Consider the following 25,020-nt stretch of genomic DNA (forward strand, 5'->3'; position numbering starts at 1 on the left):
GCAAAAAACTCTTCATTGTTTCTTCATCTTTATTGTTTAATCTTTATCTGACATAGAATCAGCTTCTTGACGGGGATAAATACAATGCAAACCATGACAAAAATAGCTTTAATCAGTGCAAGTGTTTTATCAATGGGTGCGTTGACTGCCTGTCAATCCACCAGTAATGTCCCAAACAATGATCACCCCCATATGATGAAACATCATGAAGGCAAAAAACAGCATCTAACTCCCGAACAGCGTGAACAGTTTAAGGCAAAGCGTGCAGAACGCATGCAGTTTGCCAAACAGCTTCAACAGGCCTGCGACAATAAAGCTGTGGGCTCGGCTGTTCAAATCAAGACTGGCGATAAAACCATAGACGGCACCTGCAAGATGGTCTTTAAAGCAGATCATAAAGAGATGAAAAGCCATCGCGACATGAAAGCTGAGCATCGTCCGATGCGTGCCGATATGCGTAGAGGCATGATGCACGGTGAAGTCTTGACGGATGCCCAACGTGCAGAATTGACTAAACAGTTTGATCAGCGCCTCGCTCAACGTCAGGCACATCAACAAGCCATGCTGCAAGCCTGTCAAGGCAAAAAAGACGGGACTGTTGCACAGATCAAGATGAGCGAACAAACCATCAATGGCAAATGTCATGTCCGTTTCCAGCCCACAGCCTCTACCTATTAATGCATAGGAATCAAGGCTTCACGACTAGCACCTTCGGGTGCTTTTTTATTGCGTGCTCTTTCATGCATACAGTTGACTATTCGTTTCCTGCAGAATATGGCTAAAGTCTTTATACTCAAGACCTTTAATGCGTCATGCAGATTAATCTTTGACTTTACAGTCACCAAGAAAACACCCCGAAAAGCTTGTACCGCAGGGGAAGTTGTTGCACGATTAGATCATTCCAAACCGTGTCAGTGAAGACAGGTTTTAGTTCATCTAAGATTATAACGCTGGTTCAACCAGTATTGAGGAAACCGATATGCCACAATACAAAGCGCCTTTACGTGATATGCAATTTGTGTTGCATGAATTATTAAATGCTGAACAACACTATGCAAATCTCCCTGCATTCCAAGAAAACGTAAGCCGTGAGCTGGTAGATCAGTACTTAGAAGCTGCGGCTGACTTCTGTGAAAACGAATTGTCTCCAATCAACCAGACCGGTGATCGTGAAGGCTGTACCTGGAATGACGGCGTTGTTACGACTCCGACTGGCTTTAAAGAAGCGTACCAAAAATACATCGAGCTTGGCTTCCCTTCTCTTTCTGCTGAAGAACAATACGGCGGTCAAGGCTTACCGAACTCTTTAGGTATCGCGATTTCTGAAATGGTGGGTACTGCGAACTGGGCATGGGGCATGTACCCTGGCCTGTCTCACGGTGCGGTTCGTACTTTAGAACATCATGGTTCAGCTGAACAAAAAGACGCTTACCTGCCTAAACTGGTTTCAGGTGAATGGACGGGTACCATGTGCTTAACTGAATCTCATGCGGGTTCTGACTTGGGTATTATCCGTACTAAAGCTGAACCACAAGCGGACGGTAGCTACGCAATCTCTGGCGAGAAGATCTTTATCTCTGCTGGTGAACACGACATGGCAGAGAACATTATCCATATCGTACTTGCTCGTCTGCCAGGTGCACCGAAAGGTACCAAAGGTATCTCATTATTCATCGTGCCAAAATTCAACCTGAATGCTGACGGTTCTATTGGCGAGCGTAACGGCGTACGTTGTGGTTCGATCGAACACAAGATGGGTATCCATGGTAACGCGACTTGTGTCATCAACTTTGACAATGCTAAAGGCTTCCTGATTGGACCTGAAAACCGCGGCTTGAACTGCATGTTCACGTTCATGAACACAGCACGTATCGGTACAGCAGTTCAAGGTCTTGCAGCATCTGAAGGTTCATTCCAAGGCGCGCTTGCATACGCAAAAGATCGTCTGGCAATGCGCTCTCTTTCTGGTCCTAAAGCACCTGAAAAAGAAGCAGATCCAATCATTGTGCATCCTGCGGTACGTAACATGCTTTTAACTCAAAAAGCATATGCAGAAGGTGGTCGTGCACTGGTTTACCTGTTAGCACAATATGCTGACGTGGTTGAACATGCTGCAGAAGAAGCAGACCGTAAATTTGCAGACAACATCCTGTCATTGCTAACACCAATCGCAAAAGCATTCCTGACTGAAACCGGTTCTGAAGCTGCGAAACACGGTGTTCAGGTATTCGGTGGTCATGGCTTTATTTCTGAGCACGGTATGGAGCAGATCGTACGTGATACACGTATTGCTTGCCTGTACGAAGGTACCACTGAAATTCAGGCACTAGACTTGTTAGGCCGTAAAGTATTGGGTACGCAAGGTGCAATGTTGAAAGACTTCACCAAGATCATCCATAAATTTGCTGAAGCGCACAAAGACAATGCTGCAATGAAAGAATTCGTTGAACCATTGGCTGCCTTGAACAAAGAATGGGGCGATCTGACCATGCAGATTGGTATGCGCGCGATGCAAAACCCTGAAGAAGTGGGTGCGGCTGCAGTCGATTACCTCTACTTCTCTGGTTATGTCACTCTAGCTTACCTATGGGCACGTATGGCATTGGTTGCTCAGGAGCAACTGGCTGCGGGCACCACTGAGGTTGATTTCTACAATGCCAAAGTGACGACAGCACGCTTCTACTTCAAGAAAATCCTGCCACGCGTTCGTTCACACGTTGAAGTGATTGCGACAGGTGTAGAGCCATTGATGAACCTGGATGCGGAACACTTTGCATTCTAAGTTAGTCTCAGACTAGCTACATTTCAGAAAAAGGACGGTCAATCAACAGGCAGTCCTTTTTCTTTATAAAGAGTTACAGAATTAACCTTTAGTCGTCTAACATTCAGATTTTGAGTGTTTTAGACTGATTAAAACTCATTTAATCAAACAATAAACAGGTGACACACCATGCCAATTTATAACGCGCCACTTGCCGATATGAAATTCATCCTGAACGATGTCTTCAATGCAGAACAATTCTGGCAGGCCAATGAAAATCTAGCGCATCTGGATGCTGCGACAGCAGAAGCGATTCTTGAAGAAATGGCAAAATTTTCTCAAAACGTCATGCTTCCTCTGAACCGTACCGGCGATGAAGAAGGCGCAAAAATTGAAAATGGTAATGTGACCACACCTGCTGGCTTTAAAGAAGCGTTCAAACAATATGCAGAAGGTGGCTGGATTGGTCTGGGCGCAGATATGGAATGGGGCGGCCAGGAAATGCCGAAAATGCTAACGGTACTTTCTGATGAAATGCTGTTTGCCACCAACCCGTCTTTCATGCTGTATCCATTGCTTTCTGTTGGTGCGGGCATGGCGCTGAACAGCTATGCTTCACAAGCACAAAAAGAAACCTATTTACCTAAAATTTATTCGGGTGAGTGGTCAGGCACCATGTGCTTAACCGAACCACATGCCGGTACTGATCTGGGTATTATCAAAACCAAAGCTGAACGTAACGAAGACGGCACTTATAGCATCAGCGGCACCAAGATTTTCATCACGGGTGGTGATCATGACCTGGCGGAAAATATTATTCACCTCGTTCTAGCGAAAACCCCAGATGCCCCTGCTGGCTCTCGTGGTATTTCCCTGTTCATCGTACCGAAATTCTTGGTCAATGAAGATGGTTCTATCGGCGAGCGTAATCCGGTCGGCCCAGGTTCAATCGAACACAAGATGGGGATCAAGGCATCTGCGACTTGTGTCATGAACTTTGACGGTGCCAAAGGTTACCTCGTTGGTAAAGAAAACGAAGGTCTCGCTGCGATGTTCGTGATGATGAACTACGAACGTCTGTCGATGGGTATTCAAGGCCTAGGTGCTTCTGAATTCGCTTATCAAAACGCTGCGCAATATGCCACAGACCGTTTACAGGGTCGTAGTGCGGCTGGCGTTCAGTCACCAAGCAAACCTGCGGATAGCATTCTGGTGCATGGTGATGTACGCCGTATGCTGCTGAATGTACGTGCCAATAACGAAGCTTCGCGTGCCTTTGCAGTTTATGTAGGTCAGCAACTGGATATCACCAAATTCTCTACTGATCCTGAAGCGGTGAAAAAAGCCAATGACCGCGTTGCGCTATTAACACCAATCGCGAAAGCGTATTTAACGGATACCGCATTCCAGGCGACCCTAGATGCACAAATGGTCTTCGGTGGTCATGGCTATATCCGTGAATGGGGCTTGGAGCAATGTATCCGTGACCTACGTATTTCCCAGATCTATGAAGGCACCAACGGTGTACAGTCACAAGACTTGATCGGCCGCAAAACCATTAAATGTGGCGGCGAATATATCTCTGAATATATCTCTGAAATCCGTGACTTTGCCAATAGTCTGGATGCGGATCTAAACTTTATTAAAGATGCCACACTGGATGCAGCAACTGAAGTTGAATCGGTGACTCAGTACATTCTGGAAGCAGCACGAGAAAGCCATGACTTCCCGAATGCAACCGCAGTTGACTATCTGCACGCTGTAGGTCTGTTGAGCTTCTCTTATATGTTCGCGCGCATTACCAATGCAGCGAAAAATAAAGACGGTGAGTTCTATCAAAATAAACTCGCTCTGGCACGTTATTTTGTACAACGCATTCTGCCTGAACTGGCATTACGCATTACTAAAGTGAAATCAGGTTCTGACGTCATCATGAACTTCTCTGAAGATTATTTCACGACTCAAGCTTAAGCTGAAAATCTGCAATAAAAAACGCCTGCATCAGCAGGCGTTTTTTTATGAAAATGCAACAATTAAACTTTTTGAATCAGTAAGGTATCCGGCTGATTATTGCTCTTCGGATTCAGATGTTTATTCACAATTTTGATATTCCCCTCTGACTCTAAAGACTCGCAGAGTTCCACCACCTTTTGCATATCTTCAACCTTAATGCCTACGCCGAGGATTAATTTTTTTCCGGCTTCTAATTGGCTAATTTTTGTTTGAATTTTATCTAACACTTTTTTCTCCTATTTATTCAATGTTACCACCCATACAATATAGCAATTTAGTCTAAAAAAAGCGCAAAAGTTCAAATAATTTAATCTTTATTTTTCATTCAATCATTCTGTGCATGATCTTTGCACGTTATTCTGCAACTATCTTTATTTCACATGAAAAATCAGGAGGATAATATGTCTAAATCACGTCCGAAAATTGAAAAATTTGAAGCTCTCCTCGACCGTCTTGGCAATCTTGCTGTAGAAAGCTTTCATTATATTGCGCTGTTTATTATTGGCTGTATGGTGATCTGGTCCGCTGGCCATACCGTCATTGACATTCTGACCGTGAAACAGTTCGCCACCATTGACGACATTCTTCTGTTGTTTATTTATCTGGAACTTGGTGCCATGGTCGGCATCTATTTCAAAACCAACCATATGCCAGTACGTTTCCTGATTTATATTGCCATTACTGCACTGACCCGTTTGCTGATTGCAGATATTCAACACACGCATAAAGCCAGCATGGATCTGGTGATTATTACCGGTTCGATTCTGATTCTGGCCTTTGCGATATTAGTGGTGCGCTATGCCTCATGGACTTATCCATCCGTGATTCGTGACAAACATAGTGAAAAGCCATTACCGCTTGGCAAAACACCGCGTCCAGAAGATGATGAATTGGCATAGTCTTTTAAGCCCTCTTTTTTTTGCACTTCAGCTTAAAGTAATACTTAAGCCTCGTTTAGGGTTTTGGGAGATTTATCTCAAGCAATCTCTCCCTTGCGTAGCAGTGCTACTCATCTCCTCACAGGAGAGGGAACTATTTTGGTCTCTTTGAGTTATTGACGTTTATAACTGAATTATCCGTTCAGAGTTTAGAGCAGTTTAACGATTCGGCACCAGCACATAGCGTCCGTTTTCATAAATCCAGTAGCTGCCACGCGGTGGTGCTGGTAACCCTAAACGCTGCCAATCGGTAATTACCGTATATCTCGAACTTTCAATCCGGGCAACATTCGGATCACCATTGACCCAGCTATAACTATTCGAATTTTGATAAATAGTGGTCGGTGCCTGATACTGAATGTTTAATCCACTTTGACTCTGTGCAGGTGGATAGCCCCAATATGGTGGTCGTTGCGGGTAATGTGGTCTTGGTGGCAGCGGACGTTGCGGATAATGCTGCCGTGGTGGATCATAAGATCGTGGAGCGCTGCGATAATTCGGTGTGGATCGATCTACACCACCATAACCCACCCAAGCATTGCCACCCATACTTTGTGCAGAAGCTCCTAATAGCAATGAAGTCAATATTGCACTCAAGAATACTATTTTCATCTGCGCTTCCTGTTAATACCTTGTCTATATTTTAAACAAAATAGATGCAGAAAATATGGATAAGGCTGCTGAGCCTGCAATTTTTTGTAATGCGCTTGCCTATTTTCAATCTAGCGGGCTCATCGGCATCCTGTGGCTTTATGCTAAAATCACTTTTTTAATGTTTCGAGTTGAATACTGTGTCTGATTTAAATTTCGATCGTTTGCATGAATATTTTTCTAAAGTGCCGAGTGTTCAGAAAGAACGGATTGATAGCTATGGTTCAGATGGCAAACAGGCATGGTGGTTTAAGTTTCAGATCAATGTCGATCATCCGCTGGCTTGGCAAACTGTGCAAGAATTAGGTCATGTCCTGAATTATATTTCTAAAAATGAACGTCTCCCAACTCAGTTCCTTCCAGTTTCGCCACCGCCATATATGAATGGTGTAGCCAAAGATTTCCTGTCTTGGGTAATCCAGTGTAATCACGCCGATTTCCCGCCAGATGTGGTTTGTGACTGGTTAGAAGCGCGTCTACCAAATCCAGTCCATGATGAAGCGCAATGGAAAATTAAAACAGATATTTCTGAGCTGGATCAATTAACGGATAAAGAGCTGGATCAGCTGGTTCCCCCGAATCCTGAATCAAAAAGCTGATAATAAAAAATCTCCCTAAATCCCTCTTTTTCAAAGAGGGACTTTCCTCCCTTTAAAAAAAGGGAGGTCAGGAGGGATTTAAAATCAAAACGTCGACCAGCCGCTCCATTCCATAAAGCGATACAGCCAATATTTAAAGAATGAGTTTTCTGCATATTGCGTGTAATCTACGCTCATCGAACGGCCATTCAGATTTGACCATGCACCATCAAAATATTGTTGCGCATCTTTAAAGACTTCTGCCTGAGGCTGACCCAGCACGCGCATATTGGTTTCCAGATTATAGTTTTTCAAATTCCGTACTGTAAAATTGGCCGAGCCTAAAATCATTTCAGCTTGCTGAGCGCTGCGCTTCATCAGGATCTTGCTATGGCATTGCTCGCCTTGAGTACGACACCAGCGCACCTCGATACCCGCTTCGTGCAATTCTGAAGCCACCTGCCGGTTTGGAATTCCATTCTTTTCACGGCCAAAAGCATCTTTATTTGGGTCGAGTAAAATCCGGACTTTGACACCACGCTCATGGGCCGCGATCAGACTTTTGATAATCTTGCGCTCAGACAGATAAAACATCGCCAGATCAATCTGTTCATTGGCTTTCGCGGTCTGAATCAGATTCAGAATCGCATCATAAATGGCTTTTTCAGTCAGCACCTGAACTTGTGGTTGGCTAATGTCTGCCTGAAAATCCCCAGCGACAATGGCTGGCATATTCGCTTGTGACATCATGCCTACAGACAGTTCTGTTTTCAGAATATCGACGGCTGTGCTACCCCAGACCAATAAGCCAATATTGGAATGCCGCGAACTGCCATCATGCGGGTTCATGGACGTGACCAGTGCTTTCCAGCCTTGATCAGTATCCACCACCATGGTTTTGCGATGATTGGCTTTAAAGTTAAATAAATCAAAATAACTGCGCAGAGTAATTTTTTCTGGGCCAAATGGGTTTGGCAACCAGCCTGTTTCCGGATTATTGCCAATGCCCTGGCAACAGATATACCAGAAGCCGGACCAGCTTGGATTGGAAGCGCGCAACGGCGTCAGATTGGTTTCAATCACATCAATACCGTGCTGACGTAATTTCCGATACTGCTCAGATCTAATCCCGCCATAAACTGAATTAATCGGATCGGTAATAAACTTGATTTCCACCTCAGGCTGCAGCAGGCGCTTACTGATTAAAGCATCACTCAGCTGTTGACTCAGTGCCTGATGCTGCTGCGTAGATGCACCGGTTTGCTGATTAAATAAAAACATGTCCAGCACAATCAGTGATTTGGCCTCTTCAATCATTTTCAGCATTTCATTAAAAATGCGATGATCTAAATGCTGTTTTCCTTCTGCATCCAGATAAGTCTGATCGGCCAGAAATTTGACTTCGGCATGACGCAGTTTGCCTGTGTAATTCAGACCTTCCGGCAAAGGCTTATACGTGTGGTAGATCGCCGAAGCCAGATAACCCACGGCCAGCATACTAATGATCAAAGCCACATAACGGCGATTCGACCAGTTTAATTTATTGTGAATTCGTTGAAAGATACGCATAAGAAAAAACCTAACCCAATATACTCAGGCTAGGTTTTATCTTATGATTTTTCAAGTAGATTTCAGTGAGATCTAGATGATTTAGTCGATTATTTCAGTAGACCTGTTAGAAATCATACTGTACGCCGACGGTAAAGTTGCGACCCACCTGCGGAATATTCGACAGGAAGGAAGTATGTGAATACACCTGATCATCAAGCAGGTTATTGGCCTTGAAATAAACCCGATACGCATTGTTATCTGCAAGGCTATTGGCATAGCTTAAGCCAACATTCACCATATTGTAGCCCTGGGTTTCATCTTCATAGCTGGCGATCTTGTCCTGATTAAAGACATGATAATATTCAGCCAGACCTGACCAACCATCGGCAAAGTCTGCTTCAACTTTTGTTCCTAAACGACCTGCAGGTACACGTGGTGCATTCTCAGCTTCAATCTTGCCACGTACATAGTCCCCAAAGACGCTGAGCTTATACATATCATTGATCTGATACCCGGCTTGTGCTTCTGTACCATAGAATCTGGCTTTGTCTTGGGTATAGTCGACCAAGCGGAAGTCACCTTCACTATCAGTCGTTGAACCATAAATATAATTATCAAACCAGTTGTGATAGACATGCACGTGATAATCCAGTTTATCGCCTTCATAATGCAGACCTAATTCAAGATTATTTGATTTCTCGACATCCAGATCTTCATTCCCTCGCTCATAAGTATTGGTTGCGAAGTGAATCCCGTCTGCATAGAGTTCCTGAGCAAGTGGCAAACGTTGTTGATGTGAACCCACTACAGAAAGCTTATAGTTTGGTGCAAATCCCCAATTGGCAGCCGTGGATGCAGATACACCTGTATCGGAATAATCTTTTTTACGACGAGAGTCGACATCCACTTTTTGATGCTCAACGCGTGCGCCCAACTCAACATGCACATCGCCAAGTTGCTTATGCTCTAACCCAAATAAACTGTATTTTTCAGTTTTGGTATCAGGCATCACGACAGCCTCATGGAAATGGTCATCATGTGGCTCTAATTGACCTGAAAGATCAATCTTTTGTTGGCTATATTGCGCTCCAACTACACCTTCCCAACCTGCAACTGGCACATGTACCAACTCTAGACGACTATCATAACCCTTACTTTTAAAGTTACTGATGATTTCATTTTCTTCCAGTTCATCATGTTCATAGTCAGTAAAACTGGCATGTGCACGTAGTTTTTCTACACCGGCAAAAGGGTTATTCAGTTCGGTACGCAGATCATAACGATGTGACTCTAAATCGACCCACGGTCCGCCATGCGCATGTTCGCCTTCTTCAGTACCATCATCATGTGGAGGACATGCCAATTGATTGCGATCATTCTCATCAGGCCCACAACCATGATATTCATGACTATGTCCCGGCAAGCCATATTGATCCTGACGGTTACTATAGGACAATCCAACAAAACCACGGTCATGAATCCATGCTCCACCAATATTGACTGTCTGCCCTTCAGTAAAAGTATTGCCCACACGACGTTCTTTATGAAAGTGTGAGTGATCTCCATGCGGCTCTTCTACTACATAATCCGGCGCAATATAATCATTGGCTTTACGCTTTGAGCCTTCTACCCGCAAAGCAAAGTTTTCACCAATACCCGCTGTCACACCAGCACTTGCCAGTTTTTCATCACTGCCTGAATTATAACGCAGGCCGACTGTACCTTCCAGACCACCTTCAGGCATTTGAGTTGGGATTTTTTGATCAGTGACATTCACCAACCCACCGACTGTACCGGCACCATAAAGCAATGTAGATGGACCGCGAATCACTTCGACCTGTTTCGCCAGAATCGGATCAACGGTGACAGCATGGTCAGGAGACAAAGTGGATACATCCGCTGTTTCAGAAGCATGCTGCAACACTTTCACGCGTGGACCATCTTGACCACGAATCACCGGACGGCTTGAGCCTGAACCATATTGATTAGAATAAACACCAAGCTCATCTGCCAAGGCATCACCAATGGTAGTGGCACGTTCAGACAGCGCTTTCTGATCCACGACCTGATCCGCAACCGCAAAATCCGCCGCAGTCTGCACCAATGGATGAGCTTGCACCTGAATCGTGTCCATGGTCTGAACCGGGATAGAAGATGAGGATTGCTCTGCAAATACTGTAGGCGCAACTACAGCAAAAATTGACAATGTTATTAGATTCTTAGGGAAGGACATGACCGAAGCTCAAATTCAGTAATCTGGATGAATGTTATAATATAACATTTCATTGTTTTTGCAATCCTTTACGACACTCAGTGATATATTTTATCAAATGGAGCGTAAAACTCCGTCCTTCATGACAGAGATATAAGTGACACGACATAAAATGTCGTTGGATTTTTTTTAAATTCACACTTTTAATTTAACATGAGCTAATATAAGCCCATGAAAACACTTAAATTACGAATAAAAGACAAACATTGCAAGGTGCTAGACCAATTAGCATCTGAGGTGAACTTTGTCTGGAATTATGTCAATGATTTAGGGTTCAAACATTTAAAAAGAAAAGGTGAATTTCTATCAGCTTACGATGTATCGAAATACACAAAAGGCGCATCTAAAGAATGCAGCCTACATAGTCAAACCATTCAGGCTGTGACAGAAGAATTAGTAACAAGACGCAAGCAATTCAAAAAAGCAAAGCTAAAATGGCGTGTAAGTAACAAGAAATCAGCAAGGCGCTCTCTTGGTTGGATACCCTTTAAAAAAGTAGCCATCAAATCTGCTGATGGATCTGTTCAATACGGTAAGCACCAATTCAAGCTATGGGACAGCTACGGATTAAGCCAATACAGCATTAAAACAGGCGCATTCGTTGAGGATGCTCGCGGGCGCTGGTATGTCTGCCTGGTGGTGGATAGCCCTAAAGCTGAGAAACCCACCACTACCAAAGCGATTGGTATTGATCTTGGCTTAAAAGATATTGCGACCTGTTCGGATGGAACTATCATTTCCAATCCCAAGTTCTATCGAAAATATGAACAGAAACTAGGAATTGCTCAACGAGCGAGAAATAAAAAGCGTGTCCGTGCATTACACGCCAAAATTGCAAACTGTCGTAAAGACCATTTGCACAAGGCCAGCACCCAACTGGTGAGGGAGAATGCACTGATTGTTGTAGGTGACTTGAGTGCGAAGAAACTGCTCAAAACCAGGATGGCGAAGTCGGTCCTGGATACAGGATTTTCAGCACTCAAAACAATGCTCAAGTATAAATGCGAGAACGCAAGCGTATTGTTTGAAGAAGTCAATGAGTCTTATACCACCCAGATCTGCTCGTGCTGTAAGCAAATATCAAGCAGTAGTCCGAAAGGTAGGGTTGATCTTGGAATGAGAGAATGGACATGCCAGAACTGCGGTACAGCCTGGCAGCGGGATTTAAATTCTGCCCTGAACATTCTTGCGCTTGGGCATAAGCGTCTAGAAGTAGGAATCTCCCTCTTTTAAGAAGGAGAGGATGTCAATAGAATGTCCTTTGAATATTTTTGATTACATTAAAACATCATTTTTATGCCTTTTACCTTGTCGCATGCTGTGCTTGCTCCCCCTATTTCATATTTGACTGGGAATAGACTCCCTGTTGCTGCGCTGGCCATTGGGAGCATGGTTCCCGATCTACATCGTCTGTTTACTCATACTAATTCTAATATTACCCATTTATGGTCTTCGTTGATTCATCCGGATCTCTGGATTGGTCTGGCTTTTTGCGCAGTCTGGTACCTAATTTACCGGCCCGTGATTTACCGTTTCATCGGTATTCAGCATGATTTAAAGATTCACAATATCCTTGCAGCACTAAAATTCATCCTGGTGATGTGTCTGGCAGTCATCATTGGTACAGCCACCCATTTAATCTGGGATGGACTAACGCATGTCGACTTTCGAACTTTTGCCTTTCATAACGTCTTAGCCCAACATTTTCAGTTGCTTGGACAAAGTTATCCGCTGCACCGAATTTTACAGATTGGCACCTCAGTGATTGTCTTGCCTCTTATCCTGTGGATGAGCCTGCATTACTATAAAACTCACCAGCAATATCTTGCAGTTAGTGTGAAAATCAAAGCATTTTCCTGGGGCTTATTGCTGTTTTCTATATTTACCGGCCTATTTTCTGTCTGGGATTATGCGCGCTATATTTCTACGGAAGTCTGGCAATCAGATCTCTACTATTTTACTGGCCGCTCGATCAATGAATTTAGCCAAGGCTTTCTGATCACCTTCAGTCTGGGCTGTTTATTGTTTTTATTTTTAGACAGAGATCGCAAGATGGGTTAGACAAAGCACTGGCTTTACGCCTATTCACTTTAAAATGATATTGTTTTTGACCCAAGTTCTTGTGACAACATGCCCAAAGAGGCATAATCCTACCTTTACTCAAAGCGGTACGCTGTTTACGTATTCGCTGACCTTAACCCATATAGTTGGATTTCTAACGCTATGATGCGAACTCATTACTGCGGTTCTTTAACCGAAGCTCAAATTGACCAAACCGTAACATTATGCGGTTGGGTACATCGTCGCCGTGACCACGGTGGTGTAATCTTCCTTGACATGCGTGACCGTGACGGTCTTGTTCAAGTGGTTATTGACCCAGATACTCCTGAAGCATTCGCAACTGCTGATAAAGTACGTTCAGAATTTGTATTAAAAATTACAGGCCGTGTGCGTCGCCGTTATGAAGGCACAGAAAATGCCAATATGGTGAGCGGTCAAATCGAAGTCTTGGGTAAAGAAATTGAAGTTCTTGCTCAGTCTGAAACTCCGCCATTCCCTTTGAATGACGAAAACACCAATATTTCTGAAGAAATTCGTTTGAAATACCGTTTCCTGGATATCCGTCGTCCAGAAATGCTAGATCGTTTACGTTTCCGTTCTAAATTAACCAACCTGATTCGTAACTACTTCGAAGACAATGGCTTCCTAGACGTTGAAACTCCGATCTTAACTCGTGCAACGCCTGAAGGTGCGCGTGACTATTTAGTGCCAAGCCGCGTATCTAACGGTAGCTTCTACGCACTTCCACAATCGCCACAGCTATTCAAACAGTTGTTGATGGTGGGCGGTATTGATCGTTACTACCAAATCGCGAAATGTTTCCGTGATGAAGACTTGCGTGCGGACCGTCAGCCTGAATTCACCCAAATCGACGTTGAAACATCGTTCATGAGTGACGATGACATCATGGATTTAATGGAAACTTTAACCGTTAAGATGTTCAAAGAACTTCTAAACGTTGAGTTTGATAAATTCCCACGCATGACATACAACGATGCAATGCGTGACTATGCATCTGACAAACCGGATATGCGTATTCCTTTGAAACTGGTTGACGTTGCAGACTTAATGCAAGACGTTGAGTTCAAAGTATTCGCAGGCCCTGCAAAAGATCCTAAAGGCCGTATCGTTGCGCTTCGCGTACCGGGTGCGGGTTCACTGCCACGTAGCGCGATTGATGAATACACCAAGTTTGTGGGCATCTACGGTGCGCGCGGTTTAGCGTACATCAAAGTCAACGAACTTGAAAAAGGCATCGAAGGTCTTCAATCTCCAATCGTGAAATTCATCGAGCCAATCGTGCTTGATCTATTGAAACGTGTTGGCGCTGAAAATGGTGATATCGTATTCTTCGGTGCAGACAAAGCGAAAGTTGTTAACGATGCAATGGGCGCGCTTCGTGTGAAGATCGGTCATGATCTTAAATTATCAACTTGTGAGTGGGCGCCACTTTGGGTTGTTGATTTCCCAATGTTCGAAGAAACTGACGATGGCAAATGGACCTCTGTGCATCACCCATTCACGCTGCCAAAATCTAGCGTAGAAGAAGTGAAGAACAACCCAGGCGCTGCTCTGTCTGTGGCTTACGATATGGTATTGAACGGTACTGAAATCGGTGGTGGTTCACTGCGTATTCATAACCTTGAAATGCAAAAAGCGATCTTTGAAGCGCTTGGTATTGGTGAAGAAGAAGCGGAAGAGAAATTTAGCTTCTTGTTAAATGCATTACGTTACGGTGCTCCTCCGCATGGTGGTTTGGCATTCGGTCTTGACCGTCTTGTGATGCTCATGACTGGCGGTTCTTCTATTCGTGACGTAATTGCATTCCCGAAAACCAAGACTGCTGAATGTCCATTGACTCAAGCGCCAGCACCAGTTGAATCAAACCAGCTGCGTGACCTTGGGATTCGCTTACGTGAAAAACCGAAAGCTGAATCTCAAGAATAATTCTTGACGTTTTAAGTGAAAAAGCCCTGCCTCGTGTGGGGCTTTTTTGTGTGATTGAGTCGCATCTGGAACAGTGGCATAATAGCCACAGTTTTTAATCTAAGGTAATTAGCAATGGCTATGCGTCCTGCAGTTCGTAATCGCAGCATTATGCTTATTGTATTTTCAGTGGTTCAATGGCTGTTCATGCGCTATATCCTTGCCAACAACCTGTTCAACCTCGATACCAATGACCGTATTGTGTATTTTTGCCTGAGCAGTATTTTAGGTGCCCTGCTGATTTTTGTAGGTTTGATTTATATGGTGCTGAAGGGCAATCCGGACAAAGACCTATAATCTGACCATCTGGATACCATGTACACCCTACTCAAAAATTTCTCCAAGCTTCCATTAAGATTCATTCAAAATCTTGCGCAACTGGCTGGATCTCTTTTGTATTTCAGCCATTCTTCTGCACGCCGAGTGACTGAGATTAATCTGGCCTCTGCTTATCCAGAACTTTCCGAATCTGAACGAGCTGATTTGACCAAACGCAGTCTCAAAAGTCAGTGCATGACCTATGCGGAATCAGTCAAGATTTGGGGATCATCTTCTGAATATGCGCTGTCTTTAATTCGAGACGTGCATGGCGAAGATATTTTCCTGCAAGCTTTGCAAAATCCTCAGGGCTGCTTGGCTGTAGTTCCACATTTTGGTACGTGGGAGCTATTAAATGTTTGGGTAAATCAACATACCTCCCCTGTGATTATGTATAAGCCCAGCAAGAATCAGGATGTTGACCGCTTTATGCTTGAAGCTCGGCAACGCCTGAATGCCACACTGGTCCCTACAGATGATTCTGGTGTACGTGCTTTGTTTAAGCATTTAAAACAGGGTGGTTTTTCTGCAATTTTACCGGATCATGTCCCTAAAGAAAGTGGTGGTATCTACTCACTTTTCTACAATCAGAATGCACTATCTTCTACCTTACTTTCCAAACTGGCAGCTAAAACCCAATGTTCTGTGGTTGGACTGAGTTGCCTAAGACGCAACGATTTGTCAGGTTATGATATTGTTGTGACCCAACTTTCTGACGATATTTCGTCGAAAGACCTACAGTGTTCTGTGGATACCTTAAATAAAGAAATGGAGCGCATGATTAATGTCGCTCCAGAGCAGTATTTGTGGGGGTATAAACGGTTTAGGAAAGTAAAAAATTAGTTTAAATATTTTTTTATAAATATTTTTTCAACATCTTTATGACGATCATACTGATGAATGATATTTGATATACTTCCATCAAAATCTAAAACTTGATGATGTTCATTTAGTATTATTTCGTTTCTTGGAACTAAACCTATTGTTGAAATAATTGATTTGAGCGGTTCACAACAAATTACATTTTTAAAACTTTTTGAATAAAGTAATTTATTGTGTATCCCTTGATCATAATTAGATCGAACCATTTTATAATATGGAAGAGACATAAACTCAGTAATCATCGCTTCTAAATAACACATAACTGAAGCATGATCTCCTAAAGTTACACCAGCACAGCAAATTTTTTTAGACCCAATGCTTTGAAGATATTTTTTTCCATATACGTCTGAAATCCATTTTATATGAAAATCATCCTGTGCAATCGAAACACGCTCATCTTCCATTCCTAAATATAATCCATTTAGATTGCTTTCAAATGGATTTTTTTGAACTACTACATCCCTAGTATCTGTCAGCATAATATCTTGATTATTACTTTTTAATAAAAGGTACTCATAGTAATCAAAAAATCTAGAAACATGAGGCAAACCGAGAAAATAAATAAAATCTTTTTTAAGACGTGGTTCCAATGAAACAACTATACTACTAAGAATCTTTATTAATTTTTTAACATTTTTACTCATTTTTTTTGTAGAACTCAATATACCAATTTTACTCAAAGTAAACTCGAGTTCAAATTCATACGCTTTTTTTGAGTAATATGTACAATAATCTTTATATTGATCATCATTAATAAAGAGTACAACTTTACCTTTATATTTTGCATGAAAAAGGCTTTCTAAAAAAATCTCAACTTTATCGGGAGTATAGCCGGTAGCAGCACCTAAGATAATTGATGATTTCAAATCTTTCATATATATCACTTACTAGTATAAACGCAATAACATTTTAAATTTATCTAAAAAATTTAGCTTAGTTGTTTCATCAAACATTTTAAATAAACTAAACCACTGATTTTTTCCTAAATAATTTAATTTTATATTTTCTTTACTTTCCAGAAATGCCATCATAAAGACACCTTGATCATCATCTACCATTCCATCAAGTAGTATTTTCTTTTGACAATGGAGTACTATTTCAGAAAATTGAAGCCATTTCTTTTTCGAACTTACGATTGCACCACCAATAATAAAAACTTCATTTTTCAATATTGATTTAATTACTAAATCCTTACTAATATCAAAATTTTTATTAATAGTAAAAAAATTAATCTTATCTTCTAAAAATGGATATCTCCATTTCCTAATTCCATTCAATGTCTCTTTATTTCTACAATACCCAAAATCTACCCATGCTACTAAATTAGTTTTTACAAGATTTTCTTTTATGGCTTTTTTCACAAAATATGTTTTTAAATTAGTTACCAATACATACTCTGGTGACCAATACTCAGGGTTTTTTAACTGAGATTGATCAACAGTATTCTTAAATTTACTACTATTCTGTATAACTCTAATTTGATCTTTACACTTTGAAAATTTATCATCAATATTCATTTCAATAATAATAGTATTCTTATTTCCTCTTATTTTTTTTATTATTTCAGAAAATTCTGAGGAAGTAAAAATGATCATATCATTTTCTAATTTTGCTAAATTAGAAAAGTAGTCTATATATTTTTCACAAGAACGTTGTAAATAACCAGGATGACCTTGTTCTTTACTCCAATTTCCTCGCCCTATATCAAAGAATGCACTAACAATTGTAATCTCTGCTTTATCTATCATGTAACTTTGCCTTCAATATAGGAAAATATTTAAAAAATAGTACAATCTATCTTAAATTAGTAAAATTTTATATTACTTGCAAATAGAGCATGTTTAATTTGACTAAAAATACGTGTAATTTCCTTTAACACCTTTGCCCAACCTTTCTTCTTATATTTCTTCATTCTTGCTTTACGTTCATCAATTAAATCACTCGACAGAACAGTTTTTTTCTCTGGATATAACATCATTTCCTGTATACAACTGGCAGGTGACATTTGATAAACATCACAGTGCTTAGCATGAATAAAATCTCTAAACATCATTTCATCTAAAGGACTCAAAGATGATTGTTTAATATAATTTAGATAAGCCATAGCACCCTTAAGTGATAATATATAACCCGCTGTTCCTAAATTTTTTCCAGTTAAACGAGCAATCTGACGGTTTGTATCGTTGATTCTGTAGACTTCTTTAGCTAATAAAACCTTTTCAGAAAATGCTTCCGTTTTGATAATATGCCACTCTTCTTGAATCCACGAAGATGAATTAAAGATTTCAAATGCTCTTTCACCTAAAAAGATATCATCTTCAAATATTGCAACATATGGAAGCTGCTCATCGACCATTTTGTTCCAAACTGATACATGACTCATAAAGCAAGCCAACTCCCCACCTGTTAAGTATTCATCCTCAACATTTAATTGCATTTTCTCTGCAAGTGGCTTTGCTAAATCAGGGGTCAGAGCATCAAAAAATTCAAAACCAATATTCTGTTTACCAAATTCTTTTTCAATATGTTCACGGCGTGCTTTTGCCGTCTTCAGGCTAATTACAATATTTTTCATAGAATTTACTTACTTTGAACTAATCAAGTGCTTGATCGCATAATAACGATCACACCACATGCGCTTTTGTTTTTTAAATCCATAGGAGCGGCTTCTATTTTCAAGTGCTTTGCGAGAAATCCCCTGAGTAGCAACCGTTCCCAAAATATCACTATCGACCCCTGCTGGCTTCACTAGTGGTGGCCAAATCCCTAAACCTTTGCCATTTTGACTTAACCAAGACTGGAAGAAGATATCAACCGGCATATTTATAGTTTTGCCTGCCTCAACAAAAGCCTGTGCTCCCTGCCGCGACCAGATTAACCCTAACCCACGAATTGGGAAATAAAAAGCATGCCATAGACTTATATCCCCTATTTGCGTAATATCTTTTGCAAGTTTTTTCTTTTTTGCAGCAATATTAATAAGATACCAGTTTAAATCTTGATGTTGGTGCAAATATTCAATGATGCTGTCTATTTTAATCTTAAATTCACTATTAATTTTAAGGTCATCTTCCAAAACCACTAAATAATCTGCATCAGTGGCTAAAAATTTTTCAGCACATCTATAATGACTTAAATAACAACCTAACTCGGAATTCATTAAACTACGACCTAATACCTTATTAGTTTGATCATCATTATAATTTGTGAATTCAGAGAGTGCTTTACCCCGACCATCATAAGCAGCAAAACGTTCAAACCTCCAGCCCACACTATTAAGCTGCTGAGTTGCTGCAGCTAGACGCTCATCACTTCCGTCTAAATTAATTAAATAAGTTACAACTTTCATGATTAACTCTTAATGCTGAATAGATAGAGGTAAATAGTTTTTTAATTTAGCAATTAAAGCAAAAGATACCTTTTCTGCTTCTTTTGGATCAAATTGATCTAAACTCTGAATACAACCGAATTTAACAGCTGGATTATTCAGGTCTGATAAAAATGTAGATACTGAAGCTTCATTTTTTAAGTAAGCAATATTTATATCATTACACAAGATTGTTTTTTCTTCTCGAATTTTTAAATGGTTATTCAGCCCTACTGGTAAAAATTGAAAAGCACTTCTAAAACGATACCTAATCTGTTCAGCTAATGTTGTAGGGTATTTTTGAAAATAATTTTGTAGTACATCACGATCCAATATATGGGGACGATGATGAATTTCATAATATTTATTAAATCCACATAATTCAGCACTAAGCATTTGAGCAATTGTATATTTAGGCTGTAAAGGTTTACCAAAATATTTATTAAGACCTTTACGCAGATTAAATTTTGCTTTAATTAAGGAGTTATTTTCCCAATGTCCATAGACTTTTATCTGGTCACCAACTAAAAAATCATCTAATTCAGATGAGACATTAAAAAAGAAATCATCATTCAAATAAATAAAATACTTTGATAACCCTGGAATATTCCAAAGCATGGTTTCAATACTTAAAGAATTAAATGTAGGCAAGTATTGCTCATGACCAGCAAATATTGTTCTATGATCAATTATTTTTATCTGCTCAGGAGCACATAATCCCTGTTCGAAAAAATCATGAATATGTGCAGGCTGCTGTTCATCCGTAATAATATAAATTGTTCCAAAATAGGGAACATATTTAAGAATTGAAGCAATTGAAAAATAGATTTCATCATTACTAGCAAATCGAGTTTCTTCTGCTGAACCTTTTACGATATTAGTAGATTGAAACTGTTGCCTTTTAAGTCGATGCTTTACATCATTGCCATCGACCCAGGCAATAACAAAATCTATTTTTTCCATAATACTTCTAATCAACAATTAGCTTGAATAAACTCTATAACTTACTGCCAAGCATCCTTAATCCACTGCGATGGCAATACATAACGGTACCATTTCCCACCACCACCATTCACTGCATCTGGCGGATTAATTTCACCGTGGAATACAATAATTTTAGCGCCTTCAGGTTTCACAGGGGGCTTAAAGTAAGCCATCGGGATTTTTTGCAGGCAATGATACTTATAGCTCTTGCACCAACTTTCTGGCCAATAGGTCTGTTTACCTTCACGGTCTACATACCAAGACAAATAGGCTTGCTCATTCCGGAATTTTTTACGGATTTCATCAAAGTTTTCACGGAAATAAGGTAACAGACCTGGGAAAGCACCCAGTTTAAACCGGTAAACCGAACTGTTACCGGTAATACGCCACGGCCGTTTCCAGTCATGAATAATCAGAAAGTCGCCCGGATAGGTAAAGAACTCATCGATATTATCGACAATCACCACGTCAAGATCGAGAAATAATGCATTGCCTTCTAAACCATACAAATCAGGTTCAAAAGTGGACAGCTTGTTCCAGCCACGCTCAGGGGCACCCTCAGGCAATGCCAGAGGTGGAATAGGGAAACATTGTACTGCAGGATCAATGCCTTCAGTACGATCCGTCAGACAGACCATTTTAAAGTCGACTGTCGTATGTCGTTTAACCATATTGTATAAACGATTGACGTATTCCGAACCGTATTTGGTTCCCCATTTCATACAAATAACGATGTTACTCATTGCGTATGCCTAAGCTCATCTTAAAATCTTCTTGATGCTGAATATGATGACATAAGTTCAGCAGAATAAGTACATCCGTTAAAAAAAACCTCTCAAATGAGAGGTTTTTTCAATCAGTAAATTCTTAATTACTTCACATACGTTAACCAGTGTGCATATTTCGGGTCTTTGCCCTGAACTGCATCAAAATATGCTTTCTGGATTTGTGTGGTGATTGGACCACGCACACCTTCACCAATTTGACGATCATCGTATTCACGGATTGGTGTTACTTCTGCAGCAGTACCGGTAAAGAATGCTTCATCTGCGATGTAGAACTCATCACGGGTAATACGGCGTTCAATTACGTCATAACCCAAGTCTTTAGCAATCGTAATAATCGTTTGACGGGTAATACCATCCAGCGCACCACCTGCGATATCAGGCGTATGAATCACGCCATCACGCACCAGGAATACGTTTTCGCCTGAACCTTGGCATACATAGCCTTGCGGGTCGAGCAGCATTGCTTCATCATAACCTGAATGCGCCACTTCCTGATGCGCAAGAATCGACAAGGTGTAGTTACCTGATGCTTTAGCCTTACACATGGTCACGTTCGGATGATGGTGGGAAAATGAAGACGTTTTTACGCGAATTCCCTTCGCCATCGCCTCTTCACCGAGGTAAGCACCCCAGCTCCATGCCGCAACTACGGCATGAATGGTATTGTCAGTTGCAGCGATACCGAGTTTTTCAGAACCAATAAAAATAATTGGACGTAAATAGCAAGACGCTAATTTGTTTTCACGAACAACATCAATTTGAGCCTGTTCTAATGCTGCTTGATCAAATGGAACTTTCATTTGATAAATTTTTGCAGAATTCAACAAGCGCTTCGTATGTTCTTTAAGACGGAAAATAGCCGTTCCATTCGGGGTTTCATAAGCTCGGACGCCTTCAAACACACCCATGCTGTAATGCAAAGTATGTGTTAATACGTGAGTTTTTGCCTCACGCCAGTCAACTAGTTGTCCATCTTGCCAAATGAAACCATCACGATCAGCCAAATTCATGCCACAAACTCCAATTTCTCACAATTATTCACTATCCAGTGCAAAGTCTGCACTTGGATCAATCAGTCTTTGCCATAACTTGCAAACGGTCATTCGGGTATCGTGCCAGTCGCTTGCAGACACTTGCATGGATTGATTTGCAAGGGCTAAGCGATGGCTCTCGGCGCGTTCACGGAGATAAGCTTGAATCAGAGCAGTCGCATCGTCGCTGGATAAGCAACCTGATTTTGCGGCATCCTCAAGAATTCGTACATTGTCGGAGAAATGGGCGAGATCTTTATTCGTCCCACTCCAAGCCAACACCGCATACTGTGCCATAAATTCGATGTCTACGATACCACCTGCATCTTGTTTTAAATGAAAAATACCATCTTTTTTTTGCTCTTTAGAAGAACCGAGATGCTCCTTCATTTTCTGACGCATTTTCAGTACTTCTGCCCGTACATAATTTTCATCACGGGGCTGAATCAAAATATCCCGGCGCAAGACTTCGAACTTTTTCCGTAAGCTCATTTCACCCGCAATCGGGCGGGCTCGTACCAAGGCCTGATGCTCCCATAGCCAGGCACTCTTGAACTGATACTGTTCAAAGGCTTTTAAACTGGTGACCAAAAGCCCAGCTTCGCCCGATGGACGCAATCGGGTATCGACTTCATATACACGTCCATCCAAGGTTTGCGTGGTCATCAGTGACATAAACTTTTGTGCAACCCGCATGGCAAATTCAAAGCCACTGATCGGCTTAAGTCCATCGGTATCGGCCTGTTCACCCATATAGTGAATAAACACCAGATCCAGATCCGAGCCATAACCCAATTCAATTCCACCGACTTTACCATAACCAATGACTGCAAAAGCCGTATGCTCGACTGAACAGCGCTGCCCTTCTGCATCCAGTGGAAAACCATGCTTTTTTGCCACAATCTGATAGGCCAGATGCAGCGCTGCATTCACCGATACTTCAGCAATATCGGTCAAGGCATCGGAAACTTTCATTAGTGGGCTTTCTGCCAGCACATCACTGGCGGCAACGGCCAGAACATTAGATTTTTTAAACAGGCGCAAAACCCGCATCTGGTCTTCGACCTGGTCAATTTCAATCCGTAAAAGCTGCTGGCGCAAGGAATCTTCCAGATCCTTACGTTTTGGCAATTCAAAATCCATCGACAGGAATTCATCCAGTAGCACCGGATAATGGGTCAGTTCTTCACAAATCCATGGGCTGACCGTGGCCATCTTCACCAGTCGCTGTAACGCCCCTTTACTCTCAATTAACATCACCAGATATACCGTACGGCGCATTACTGATTCCACCAAGGGCATCAGTCGTACCAGTGCGGTCTGCGGATCCTCTGACTGTAAAACTGCTTCGATTAAATGTGGCCAAAAAGTTTTTAAACGCTGCACTGCTTTGGCTGGTAATTTTTTTAAGGCATGCCCATTCCAAAACTCATAGACAAGATTCTTTGCATTCTCGTCCAAAACTTCTTTGAGTTTCTTTTCCAACTGGGAAAAACTTTCAACCAAGGTGTCAGGACCATTTTCCTTGATTAAATGATCAAACTGATACATCACTTTGTCACGCTTTTCATTGAGATATGCCATAAAGCTGTCCCAATCCGCAAAACCAAGTGTGTCCGTTATACGCGCCCTTAACTCTGGCTCTGTCGGTAGTGATTGCGTTTGCTGATCATTCAGTGCCTGAATCGCGTGCTCAACCCGGCGCAGGAATAAATAGGCATTTTCCAGATCCTGCACCGCCTGTTCATCCAGCAACTCGGCATCATCCAGATGATTTAGATTCACCAGACACTGGCGATCCTGCAATTCAAGCTTGGCTCCACCATAAATCAGCTGAAACACCTGCACGATAAATTCAACCTCGCGAATGCCGCCAGCTCCGAGCTTGATATCATCTTCTATATTCCGGCGTTGTACTTCACGCTCGATCATGGCTTTCATTTCGCGCATGGCTTCAAAAGCGCTGTAATCGACGTACTTGCGGAATACAAATGGACGAGTCATCTCCAGCAGCTCGTCACCTTCCGGACTTGGATTGACAATACGCGCTTTAATCCAGGCATAACGTTCCCATTCACGCCCATGCTGGCTCAGATATTTTTCCAAGGCCGCATGGCTAATGGCCAGTGCCGAACCATCGCCCCAGGGACGCAGGCGCATATCCACCCGGAATACAAAACCATCCGCCGTGATCTGATCCAGCAAATGAATCAGTTTTTGTCCCCACAGGATGCAAAACTGCTGCACATCAATACATTTACGCCCATCGCTTTCACCCTGTTCGTCGAAGGCAAAAATCAGGTCAATATCACTGGAAAGATTGAGTTCTTGGGCGCCGAGTTTCCCCATGGCGATGACAATCAGATCCTGAACTTTTCCATTATAACCAATCGGCTGACCATACTTGGCAGCGACCGGAATACGGGCAAAATTTTTCGCTGCACAGATGCAGGCATCGGCAAAATCGGAGAGTTCTTGGGTGAGGGTAATGACATCGGTGAGTTGATTGGCATCCTGCCAGATCCAACGAAACATCAATCGAGCCCGCAAAATACGCATTGCGCGCATCCACGTTGCTTCATCGCTTATATTTAGGATGCAGTGCTGCACCAGCTGATCAATATATTCCCGACTAAGTGAGCCTTGAAACTGGTCAATTGCATAATCCTGTTCCAGTAGACTCTGGTGATTGGCCAATACCTGTTCGGCATATTGGCTGGCTCTTAAGGTTTTCTGCAATTGTGCCGCATTCATCACTCAACTCTTCCCCTGAAACATTCTGCTTAGTTTTGACATACTCCCACCACTTTCACGATGTTCAAGTGGGGGATTCTAAAAG

22 protein-coding genes are annotated in these 25,020 nt (G+C 41.8%); 10 read left to right on the forward strand and 12 right to left on the reverse strand.

Going from position 1 to position 25,020, the window contains the following annotated elements; all coding sequences use genetic code 11:
- The first annotated feature begins 84 nt into the window (after positions 1–84).
- The 3 genes from ACO1B7_RS04390 to ACO1B7_RS04400 all read left to right on the forward strand — a co-directional run bounded on the left by ACO1B7_RS04390 (position 85) and on the right by ACO1B7_RS04400 (position 4,732).
- Positions 85–678: a hypothetical protein gene (locus ACO1B7_RS04390; protein WP_121980090.1), complete on the forward strand. Its 594-nt coding sequence runs from the start codon at positions 85–87 to the stop codon at positions 676–678.
- Positions 679–979: 301 nt separating this feature from the next.
- Positions 980–2,782 carry an acyl-CoA dehydrogenase C-terminal domain-containing protein gene (locus ACO1B7_RS04395; RefSeq protein ID WP_004278309.1) on the forward strand — a complete coding sequence of 601 codons (1,803 nt, stop codon included), beginning with the start codon at positions 980–982 and terminating at the stop codon, positions 2,780–2,782.
- Positions 2,783–2,950: 168 nt separating this feature from the next.
- Positions 2,951–4,732 (forward strand): acyl-CoA dehydrogenase C-terminal domain-containing protein, encoded by a 1,782-nt coding sequence (locus ACO1B7_RS04400; RefSeq protein ID WP_121980091.1) that lies wholly within the window; start codon positions 2,951–2,953, stop codon positions 4,730–4,732.
- Positions 4,733–4,794: 62 nt separating this feature from the next.
- Here the strand turns inward: ACO1B7_RS04400 and ACO1B7_RS04405 are convergent, their stop codons facing one another.
- On the reverse strand, positions 4,795–5,001 hold the full coding sequence (locus ACO1B7_RS04405) for a hypothetical protein (protein WP_004732995.1): 207 nt from the start codon (positions 4,999–5,001) through the stop codon (positions 4,795–4,797).
- A 174-nt stretch (positions 5,002–5,175) separates the two neighbouring features.
- On the opposite strand from ACO1B7_RS04405, the gene ACO1B7_RS04410 reads away from it, so the two are divergent.
- Positions 5,176–5,673, forward strand: a complete 498-nt coding sequence (locus ACO1B7_RS04410) for a phosphate-starvation-inducible protein PsiE (protein WP_004647497.1) — start codon at positions 5,176–5,178, stop codon at positions 5,671–5,673.
- A 198-nt stretch (positions 5,674–5,871) separates the two neighbouring features.
- On the opposite strand, the gene ACO1B7_RS04415 is transcribed toward ACO1B7_RS04410, so the two are convergent.
- Positions 5,872–6,324: an RcnB family protein gene (locus ACO1B7_RS04415; RefSeq protein ID WP_138743079.1), complete on the reverse strand. Its 453-nt coding sequence runs from the start codon at positions 6,322–6,324 to the stop codon at positions 5,872–5,874.
- Between the two features lie 179 nt (positions 6,325–6,503).
- Between ACO1B7_RS04415 and ACO1B7_RS04420 the strand changes: the two genes are divergently transcribed.
- Positions 6,504–6,962 carry a hypothetical protein gene (locus tag ACO1B7_RS04420; protein WP_224217206.1) on the forward strand — a complete coding sequence of 153 codons (459 nt, stop codon included), beginning with the start codon at positions 6,504–6,506 and terminating at the stop codon, positions 6,960–6,962.
- Positions 6,963–7,046: 84 nt separating this feature from the next.
- Here ACO1B7_RS04420 and ACO1B7_RS04425 read toward each other — a convergent pair whose 3' ends face one another.
- Together ACO1B7_RS04425 and znuD are read right to left on the reverse strand one after the other, a co-directional pair.
- On the reverse strand, positions 7,047–8,510 hold the full coding sequence (locus ACO1B7_RS04425) for a phospholipase D-like domain-containing protein (RefSeq protein ID WP_423089845.1): 1,464 nt from the start codon (positions 8,508–8,510) through the stop codon (positions 7,047–7,049).
- Positions 8,511–8,616: 106 nt separating this feature from the next.
- Positions 8,617–10,725 (reverse strand): zinc piracy TonB-dependent receptor ZnuD, encoded by a 2,109-nt coding sequence (gene znuD / locus ACO1B7_RS04430; RefSeq protein ID WP_423089846.1) that lies wholly within the window; start codon positions 10,723–10,725, stop codon positions 8,617–8,619.
- Between the two features lie 210 nt (positions 10,726–10,935).
- Between znuD and ACO1B7_RS04435 the strand changes: the two genes are divergently transcribed.
- The 5 genes from ACO1B7_RS04435 (at position 10,936) to ACO1B7_RS04455 (ending at position 15,972) form a co-directional block, all read left to right on the forward strand.
- Entirely contained in the window at positions 10,936–11,997 is a 1,062-nt protein-coding gene (locus ACO1B7_RS04435; RefSeq protein ID WP_191112203.1) for an RNA-guided endonuclease InsQ/TnpB family protein, read from the forward strand.
- Positions 11,998–12,060: 63 nt separating this feature from the next.
- Positions 12,061–12,825 carry a DUF4184 family protein gene (locus ACO1B7_RS04440; protein WP_423089847.1) on the forward strand — a complete coding sequence of 255 codons (765 nt, stop codon included), beginning with the start codon at positions 12,061–12,063 and terminating at the stop codon, positions 12,823–12,825.
- Positions 12,826–12,987: 162 nt separating this feature from the next.
- Complete coding sequence (gene aspS / locus ACO1B7_RS04445) at positions 12,988–14,772, forward strand: aspartate--tRNA ligase (protein ID WP_180181077.1); 1,785 nt, start codon at positions 12,988–12,990, stop codon at positions 14,770–14,772.
- Between the two features lie 114 nt (positions 14,773–14,886).
- Entirely contained in the window at positions 14,887–15,108 is a 222-nt protein-coding gene (locus tag ACO1B7_RS04450; RefSeq protein ID WP_004278319.1) for a hypothetical protein, read from the forward strand.
- An 18-nt stretch (positions 15,109–15,126) separates the two neighbouring features.
- Positions 15,127–15,972 carry a lysophospholipid acyltransferase family protein gene (locus tag ACO1B7_RS04455; protein WP_253146971.1) on the forward strand — a complete coding sequence of 282 codons (846 nt, stop codon included), beginning with the start codon at positions 15,127–15,129 and terminating at the stop codon, positions 15,970–15,972.
- On the opposite strand, the gene ACO1B7_RS04460 is transcribed toward ACO1B7_RS04455, so the two are convergent.
- From ACO1B7_RS04460 to glnE, 8 genes are all read right to left on the reverse strand, one after another.
- Positions 15,969–16,886, reverse strand: a complete 918-nt coding sequence (locus ACO1B7_RS04460) for a hypothetical protein (RefSeq protein ID WP_253146970.1) — start codon at positions 16,884–16,886, stop codon at positions 15,969–15,971. The two genes, ACO1B7_RS04455 and ACO1B7_RS04460, sit on opposite strands and share 4 nt — an antisense overlap.
- Positions 16,887–16,898: 12 nt before the next feature.
- Positions 16,899–17,759, reverse strand: a complete 861-nt coding sequence (locus ACO1B7_RS04465; protein ID WP_253146969.1) for a WlaTC/HtrL family glycosyltransferase — start codon at positions 17,757–17,759, stop codon at positions 16,899–16,901.
- A 56-nt stretch (positions 17,760–17,815) separates the two neighbouring features.
- The gene (locus ACO1B7_RS04470) at positions 17,816–18,586 is read right to left on the reverse strand and encodes a glycosyltransferase family 25 protein (RefSeq protein ID WP_253146968.1); all 771 of its coding nucleotides are present in this window, start codon (positions 18,584–18,586) and stop codon (positions 17,816–17,818) included.
- Between the two features lie 9 nt (positions 18,587–18,595).
- Positions 18,596–19,360: a glycosyltransferase family 25 protein gene (locus ACO1B7_RS04475; RefSeq protein WP_423089848.1), complete on the reverse strand. Its 765-nt coding sequence runs from the start codon at positions 19,358–19,360 to the stop codon at positions 18,596–18,598.
- A 9-nt stretch (positions 19,361–19,369) separates the two neighbouring features.
- Positions 19,370–20,341: a Stealth CR1 domain-containing protein gene (locus ACO1B7_RS04480; protein WP_071850416.1), complete on the reverse strand. Its 972-nt coding sequence runs from the start codon at positions 20,339–20,341 to the stop codon at positions 19,370–19,372.
- Positions 20,342–20,382: 41 nt separating this feature from the next.
- Positions 20,383–21,105, reverse strand: a complete 723-nt coding sequence (locus tag ACO1B7_RS04485; protein WP_004647484.1) for a hypothetical protein — start codon at positions 21,103–21,105, stop codon at positions 20,383–20,385.
- Positions 21,106–21,233: 128 nt separating this feature from the next.
- A complete protein-coding gene (locus tag ACO1B7_RS04490) occupies positions 21,234–22,160 on the reverse strand; it encodes a branched-chain amino acid transaminase (protein ID WP_423089849.1) in 927 nt (308 codons plus the stop codon).
- 24 nt (positions 22,161–22,184) lie between these two features.
- Positions 22,185–24,935, reverse strand: a complete 2,751-nt coding sequence (gene glnE, locus ACO1B7_RS04495) for a bifunctional [glutamate--ammonia ligase]-adenylyl-L-tyrosine phosphorylase/[glutamate--ammonia-ligase] adenylyltransferase (RefSeq protein WP_423089850.1) — start codon at positions 24,933–24,935, stop codon at positions 22,185–22,187.
- Positions 24,936–25,020 lie beyond the last annotated feature (85 nt).

Source organism: Acinetobacter lwoffii (assembly GCF_049367455.1).
Taxonomy (GTDB): domain Bacteria; phylum Pseudomonadota; class Gammaproteobacteria; order Pseudomonadales; family Moraxellaceae; genus Acinetobacter; species Acinetobacter lwoffii_W.

Excerpts from the sequence above, each read along its gene's own strand:
- ACO1B7_RS04410 (WP_004647497.1), top strand. The coding sequence starts at position 5,176 with ATGTCTAAATCACGTCCGAAAATTGAAAAATTTGAAGCTCTCCTCGAC.
- ACO1B7_RS04415 (WP_138743079.1), bottom strand. The coding sequence starts at position 6,324 with ATGAAAATAGTATTCTTGAGTGCAATATTGACTTCATTGCTATTAGGA.
- ACO1B7_RS04435 (WP_191112203.1), top strand. The coding sequence starts at position 10,936 with ATGAAAACACTTAAATTACGAATAAAAGACAAACATTGCAAGGTGCTA.
- znuD (WP_423089846.1), bottom strand. The coding sequence starts at position 10,725 with ATGTCCTTCCCTAAGAATCTAATAACATTGTCAATTTTTGCTGTAGTT.
- aspS (WP_180181077.1), top strand. The coding sequence starts at position 12,988 with ATGATGCGAACTCATTACTGCGGTTCTTTAACCGAAGCTCAAATTGAC.
- ACO1B7_RS04475 (WP_423089848.1), bottom strand. The coding sequence starts at position 19,360 with ATGAAAGTTGTAACTTATTTAATTAATTTAGACGGAAGTGATGAGCGT.
- ACO1B7_RS04440 (WP_423089847.1), top strand. The coding sequence starts at position 12,061 with ATGCCTTTTACCTTGTCGCATGCTGTGCTTGCTCCCCCTATTTCATAT.
- ACO1B7_RS04490 (WP_423089849.1), bottom strand. The coding sequence starts at position 22,160 with ATGAATTTGGCTGATCGTGATGGTTTCATTTGGCAAGATGGACAACTA.
- ACO1B7_RS04480 (WP_071850416.1), bottom strand. The coding sequence starts at position 20,341 with ATGGAAAAAATAGATTTTGTTATTGCCTGGGTCGATGGCAATGATGTA.
- ACO1B7_RS04390 (WP_121980090.1), top strand. The coding sequence starts at position 85 with ATGCAAACCATGACAAAAATAGCTTTAATCAGTGCAAGTGTTTTATCA.
- glnE (WP_423089850.1), bottom strand. The coding sequence starts at position 24,935 with ATGAATGCGGCACAATTGCAGAAAACCTTAAGAGCCAGCCAATATGCC.
- ACO1B7_RS04425 (WP_423089845.1), bottom strand. The coding sequence starts at position 8,510 with ATGCGTATCTTTCAACGAATTCACAATAAATTAAACTGGTCGAATCGC.
- ACO1B7_RS04450 (WP_004278319.1), top strand. The coding sequence starts at position 14,887 with ATGGCTATGCGTCCTGCAGTTCGTAATCGCAGCATTATGCTTATTGTA.
- ACO1B7_RS04465 (WP_253146969.1), bottom strand. The coding sequence starts at position 17,759 with ATGATAGATAAAGCAGAGATTACAATTGTTAGTGCATTCTTTGATATA.
- ACO1B7_RS04395 (WP_004278309.1), top strand. The coding sequence starts at position 980 with ATGCCACAATACAAAGCGCCTTTACGTGATATGCAATTTGTGTTGCAT.
- ACO1B7_RS04470 (WP_253146968.1), bottom strand. The coding sequence starts at position 18,586 with ATGAAAAATATTGTAATTAGCCTGAAGACGGCAAAAGCACGCCGTGAA.
- ACO1B7_RS04460 (WP_253146970.1), bottom strand. The coding sequence starts at position 16,886 with ATGAAAGATTTGAAATCATCAATTATCTTAGGTGCTGCTACCGGCTAT.
- ACO1B7_RS04455 (WP_253146971.1), top strand. The coding sequence starts at position 15,127 with ATGTACACCCTACTCAAAAATTTCTCCAAGCTTCCATTAAGATTCATT.
- ACO1B7_RS04400 (WP_121980091.1), top strand. The coding sequence starts at position 2,951 with ATGCCAATTTATAACGCGCCACTTGCCGATATGAAATTCATCCTGAAC.
- ACO1B7_RS04485 (WP_004647484.1), bottom strand. The coding sequence starts at position 21,105 with ATGAGTAACATCGTTATTTGTATGAAATGGGGAACCAAATACGGTTCG.